This window comes from Streptococcus mitis, from assembly GCF_047464035.1.
In the GTDB taxonomy this organism is placed as follows: domain Bacteria; phylum Bacillota; class Bacilli; order Lactobacillales; family Streptococcaceae; genus Streptococcus; species Streptococcus mitis_DX.
The window spans coordinates 1-5,053 of sequence record NZ_JASHCQ010000041.1; the positions used below are offsets into that span (position 1 = coordinate 1).

A 5,053-nucleotide genomic window follows, 5' to 3' on the forward strand; every position below is an offset into this window, starting at 1 on the left:
AAGAAAACCGTTCGCTTTCATATTCTCAGTTACTTTGGATAAGTCCTCGAGCTATTAGTATTAGTCCGCTACATGTGTCGCCACACTTCCACTTCTAACCTATCTACCTGATCATCTCTCAGGGCTCTTACTGATATAAAATCATGGGAAATCTCATCTTGAGGTGGGTTTCACACTTAGATGCTTTCAGCGTTTATCCCTTCCCTACATAGCTACCCAGCGATGCCTTTGGCAAGACAACTGGTACACCAGCGGTAAGTCCACTCTGGTCCTCTCGTACTAGGAGCAGATCCTCTCAAATTTCCTACGCCCGCGACGGATAGGGACCGAACTGTCTCACGACGTTCTGAACCCAGCTCGCGTGCCGCTTTAATGGGCGAACAGCCCAACCCTTGGGACCGACTACAGCCCCAGGATGCGACGAGCCGACATCGAGGTGCCAAACCTCCCCGTCGATGTGAACTCTTGGGGGAGATAAGCCTGTTATCCCCAGGGTAGCTTTTATCCGTTGAGCGATGGCCCTTCCATACGGAACCACCGGATCACTAAGCCCGACTTTCGTCCCTGCTCGAGTTGTAGCTCTCGCAGTCAAGCTCCCTTATACCTTTACACTCTGCGAATGATTTCCAACCATTCTGAGGGAACCTTTGGGCGCCTCCGTTACCTTTTAGGAGGCGACCGCCCCAGTCAAACTGCCCGTCAGACACTGTCTCCGATAGGGATCACCTATCCGGGTTAGAGTGGCCATAACACAAGGGTAGTATCCCAACAACGTCTCCTTCGAAACTGGCGTCCCGATCTCATAGACTCCTACCTATCCTGTACATGTGGTACAGACACTCAATATCAAACTGCAGTAAAGCTCCATGGGGTCTTTCCGTCCTGTCGCGGGTAACCTGCATCTTCACAGGTACTAAAATTTCACCGAGTCTCTCGTTGAGACAGTGCCCAAATCATTACGCCTTTCGTGCGGGTCGGAACTTACCCGACAAGGAATTTCGCTACCTTAGGACCGTTATAGTTACGGCCGCCGTTTACTGGGGCTTCAATTCATACCTTCGCTTACGCTAAGCACTCCTCTTAACCTTCCAGCACCGGGCAGGCGTCACCCCCTATACATCATCTTACGATTTAGCAGAGAGCTGTGTTTTTGATAAACAGTTGCTTGGGCCTATTCACTGCGGCTGACTTAAAGTCAGCACCCCTTCTCCCGAAGTTACGGGGTCATTTTGCCGAGTTCCTTAACGAGAGTTCTCTCGCTCACCTGAGGCTACTCGCCTCGACTACCTGTGTCGGTTTGCGGTACGGGTAGAGTATGTTTAAACGCTAGAAGCTTTTCTTGGCAGTGTGACGTCACTAACTTCGCTACTAAACTTCGCTCCCCATCACAGCTCAATGTTATAGAACTAAGCATTTGACTCAGTTCACACCTCACTGCTTAGACAGACACTTCCAATCGTCTGCTTTAGTTAGCCTACTGCGTCCCTCCATCACTACATACTCTAGTACAGGAATATCAACCTGTTGTCCATCGGATACACCTTTCGGTCTCTCCTTAGGTCCCGACTAACCCAGGGCGGACGAGCCTTCCCCTGGAAACCTTAGTCTTACGGTGGACAGGATTCTCACCTGTCTTTCGCTACTCATACCGGCATTCTCACTTCTATGCGTTCCAGCACTCCTCACGGTACACCTTCTTCACACATAGAACGCTCTCCTACCATACCTATAAAGGTATCCACAGCTTCGGTAAATTGTTTTAGCCCCGGTACATTTTCGGCGCAGGGTCACTCGACTAGTGAGCTATTACGCACTCTTTGAATGAATAGCTGCTTCTAAGCTAACATCCTAGTTGTCTGTGCAACCCCACATCCTTTTCCACTTAACAATTATTTTGGGACCTTAGCTGGTGGTCTGGGCTGTTTCCCTTTCGACTACGGATCTTAGCACTCGCAGTCTGACTGCCGACCATAATTCATTGGCATTCGGAGTTTATCTGAGATTGGTAATCCGGGATGGACCCCTCACCCAAACAGTGCTCTACCTCCAAGAATCTCTAATGTCGACGCTAGCCCTAAAGCTATTTCGGAGAGAACCAGCTATCTCCAAGTTCGTTTGGAATTTCTCCGCTACCCACAAGTCATCCAAGCACTTTTCAACGTGCCCTGGTTCGGTCCTCCAGTGCGTCTTACCGCACCTTCAACCTGCTCATGGGTAGGTCACATGGTTTCGGGTCTACGTCATGATACTAATTCGCCCTATTCAGACTCGGTTTCCCTACGGCTCCGTCTCTTCAACTTAACCTCGCATCATAACGTAACTCGCCGGTTCATTCTACAAAAGGCACGCTCTCACCCATTAACGGGCTCGAACTTGTTGTAGGCACACGGTTTCAGGTTCTATTTCACTCCCCTCCCGGGGTGCTTTTCACCTTTCCCTCACGGTACTGGTTCACTATCGGTCACTAGGGAGTATTTAGGGTTGGGAGATGGTCCTCCCAGATTCCGACGGGATTTCACGTGTCCCGCCGTACTCAGGATACTGCTAGGTACAAAGACTATTTTAAATACGAGGCTATTACTCTCTTTGGCTGATCTTCCCAAATCATTCTTCTATAATCTTTGAGTCCACATTGCAGTCCTACAACCCCGAAGAGTAAACTCTTCGGTTTGCCCTTCTGCCGTTTCGCTCGCCGCTACTAAGGCAATCGCTTTTGCTTTCTCTTCCTGCAGCTACTTAGATGTTTCAGTTCACTGCGTCTTCCTCCTCACATCCTTAACAGATGCGGGTAACAGGTAGTACCTGTTGGGTTCCCCCATTCGGAAATCCCTGGATCATCGCTTACTTACAGCTACCCAAGGCATATCGTCGTTTGTCACGTCCTTCTTCGGCTCCTAGTGCCAAGGCATCCACCGTGCGCCCTTATTAACTTAACCTTATTTTCTGACCTTTCAGTCATAAACTCTTATTAATACTACAGCGTTTTCGGTTTATTTTCTTGTTACTATTTGATATAGATATTCAATTTTCAATGTGCATTACTTGGCGATCTCTCACCAATGGAGCCTAGCGGGATCGAACCGCTGACCTCCTGCGTGCAAAGCAGGCGCTCTCCCAGCTGAGCTAAGGCCCCACAAGACCTCTCAAGACTAAACAAGACCAATGCGCAGTTCCTTATCCTTAGAAAGGAGGTGATCCAGCCGCACCTTCCGATACGGCTACCTTGTTACGACTTCACCCCAATCATCTATCCCACCTTAGGCGGCTGGCTCCTTACGGTTACCTCACCGACTTCGGGTGTTACAAACTCTCGTGGTGTGACGGGCGGTGTGTACAAGGCCCGGGAACGTATTCACCGCGGCGTGCTGATCCGCGATTACTAGCGATTCCGACTTCATGTAGGCGAGTTGCAGCCTACAATCCGAACTGAGACTGGCTTTAAGAGATTAGCTTGCCGTCACCGGCTTGCGACTCGTTGTACCAGCCATTGTAGCACGTGTGTAGCCCAGGTCATAAGGGGCATGATGATTTGACGTCATCCCCACCTTCCTCCGGTTTATTACCGGCAGTCTCGCTAGAGTGCCCAACTGAATGATGGCAACTAACAATAGGGGTTGCGCTCGTTGCGGGACTTAACCCAACATCTCACGACACGAGCTGACGACAACCATGCACCACCTGTCACCTCTGTCCCGAAGGAAAACTCTATCTCTAGAGCGGTCAGAGGGATGTCAAGACCTGGTAAGGTTCTTCGCGTTGCTTCGAATTAAACCACATGCTCCACCGCTTGTGCGGGCCCCCGTCAATTCCTTTGAGTTTCAACCTTGCGGTCGTACTCCCCAGGCGGAGTGCTTAATGCGTTAGCTACGGCACTAAACCCCGGAAAGGGTCTAACACCTAGCACTCATCGTTTACGGCGTGGACTACCAGGGTATCTAATCCTGTTTGCTCCCCACGCTTTCGAGCCTCAGCGTCAGTTACAAGCCAGAGAGCCGCTTTCGCCACCGGTGTTCCTCCATATATCTACGCATTTCACCGCTACACATGGAATTCCACTCTCCCCTCTTGCACTCAAGTTAAACAGTTTCCAAAGCGTACTATGGTTAAGCCACAGCCTTTAACTTCAGACTTATCTAACCGCCTGCGCTCGCTTTACGCCCAATAAATCCGGACAACGCTCGGGACCTACGTATTACCGCGGCTGCTGGCACGTAGTTAGCCGTCCCTTTCTGGTAAGATACCGTCACAGTGTGAACTTTCCACTCTCACACTCGTTCTTCTCTTACAACAGAGCTTTACGATCCGAAAACCTTCTTCACTCACGCGGCGTTGCTCGGTCAGACTTCCGTCCATTGCCGAAGATTCCCTACTGCTGCCTCCCGTAGGAGTCTGGGCCGTGTCTCAGTCCCAGTGTGGCCGATCACCCTCTCAGGTCGGCTATGTATCGTCGCCTTGGTGAGCCGTTACCCCACCAACTAGCTAATACAACGCAGGTCCATCTGGTAGTGATGCAATTGCACCTTTTAAGCAAATGTCATGCAACATCTACTATTATGCGGTATTAGCTATCGTTTCCAATAGTTATCCCCCGCTACCAGGCAGGTTACCTACGCGTTACTCACCCGTTCGCAACTCATCCAGAGAAGCAAGCTCCTCCTTCAGCGTTCTACTTGCATGTATTAGGCACGCCGCCAGCGTTCGTCCTGAGCCAGGATCAAACTCTCATTAAAAGTTTGAGTTCTCACTCATTTCTGTCACTGACAGATTTATTGTTTTTTTTCATTGTTCAGTACTACAACAATTGTTGTAGTGCCCTGCACATTGGTTCGTCTTGTTCAGTTTTCAAAGGTCTTTGTCACTCACTTCTCTCAAGTGACAACTATATTAGTATATCACAGTTGCTTTCGCTTGTCAACACTTTTTTGAAACTTTTTTAAATCTTTTTTCATCAAGTGCCTCAACCGCAACATACCATAGTCCGTACGGGATTCGAACCCGTGTTACCGCCGTGAAAAGGCGGTGTCTTAACCCCTTGACCAACGGACCAGAGTTG

2 tRNA genes and 2 rRNA genes are annotated in these 5,053 nt (G+C 49.7%); all 4 read right to left on the bottom strand.

Annotated elements, in window-relative coordinates:
* Nucleotides 1–34 precede the first annotated feature (34 nt).
* A 23S ribosomal RNA gene (locus QM818_RS08850) occupies nucleotides 35–2,936 on the bottom strand.
* Between the two features lie 124 nt (nucleotides 2,937–3,060).
* A tRNA-Ala gene (locus tag QM818_RS08855) sits at nucleotides 3,061–3,133 on the bottom strand.
* Between the two features lie 51 nt (nucleotides 3,134–3,184).
* Nucleotides 3,185–4,730 (bottom strand): 16S ribosomal RNA (locus QM818_RS08860).
* The 16S and 23S rRNA genes sit together here with 2 tRNA genes alongside, the layout of an rRNA operon.
* Nucleotides 4,731–4,974: 244 nt before the next feature.
* Nucleotides 4,975–5,046: transfer RNA gene (locus QM818_RS08865), tRNA-Glu, on the bottom strand.
* Nucleotides 5,047–5,053: the final 7 nt, after the last annotated feature.